Annotated in this window: 1 pseudogene; it reads right to left on the reverse strand. The window is 29.2% G+C overall.

The annotated features are described in order from the left end of the window. Window positions 1-104: pseudogene (locus tag B3J44_RS20590) on the reverse strand (serine/threonine protein phosphatase); the annotation flags it as partial. Between the last annotated feature and the right edge of the window lie 163 nt (window positions 105-267).

Here is a 267-nt window from a genome sequence, read left to right on the forward strand (position 1 = left end):
CCCAAAAAAATTAGAGTATCTTCTGTGGTAACTTTAGCTCTCTCGATTACTTGTTCAAGTGCAAGTAATCCGCCATGAATGTCACCTATAACAAATGTTCGCATTATTTAATTTTTCGAGTAGAAGAACAAAAATAGAAAGAATAATTGGTTTGAACTCATTGAATTCAGATTCTTTAAAAATTGATATGATTTATAACTATTTACAGTACTTTTTTATTGTTTTTCCTCAGTAAATTTGCAAAATGTCTGAAACACCAACATATCG

It is taken from the genome of Flavobacterium sp. UBA4854, from assembly GCF_002399805.1.
GTDB classification, from domain to species: Bacteria; Bacteroidota; Bacteroidia; order Flavobacteriales; family Flavobacteriaceae; genus Flavobacterium; species Flavobacterium ginsengisoli.